Source organism: Vibrio sp. 1249-1, assembly GCF_033340495.1.
Window position 1 is genome coordinate 1 of the sequence record NZ_JAWOWJ010001140.1, and the last position, 526, is coordinate 526.

General features: G+C 47.3%; 1 protein-coding gene. It reads right to left on the minus strand.

Annotated features, from left to right (window positions below; translation table 11 throughout):
- The coding region (locus R7Z50_RS30920) for a LysR family transcriptional regulator (RefSeq protein WP_318150203.1) at positions 1–526 on the minus strand (526 nt) is incomplete at both ends.

Here is a 526-nt window from a genome sequence, read left to right on the forward strand (position 1 = left end):
ATTTTGTTCCTGAAAATGCCAAAGGTTGTCGACATTGCCATTTGGCCAACGAAAACAAATGCACTGATGATCGCTCAACTCTTCTAATGTGGCGGGCGTGCCGTGAGTTTGAAGATAGTTCGGTGAGGCAACGACACATCGGTCGAGCGTTAAGATCTTTCTCGCGACAATGTCTGAATCAAACAGCATGCCGCCGTGCAGCGCGATGTCCAACCCCTGCTGAAACATATCAATAAAGCCATTGTTGATATTGCGAATGTCGAGTTCAACCTGCGGGTATTGATCCTGAAATTCAAACAACATGGGTTGACGATGTTCATAGGTTTCTGGCAGAAGGCCAAGTTTGATTTTGCCTCTGACCTCGATGCTTTCGTTACTGGCTTGCTGGTTTGCCGAATCAAGCAAGGTGAGTACTTTTTGTAGATCTTGGTAGTAGGCATCGCCTTTGTTTGTCAGCGAAAGGCTGCGAGTGGTGCGGTGAAAAAGTTGCGTTCCGAGGTAACGTTCCAGTTCTCCAATGCGTCGA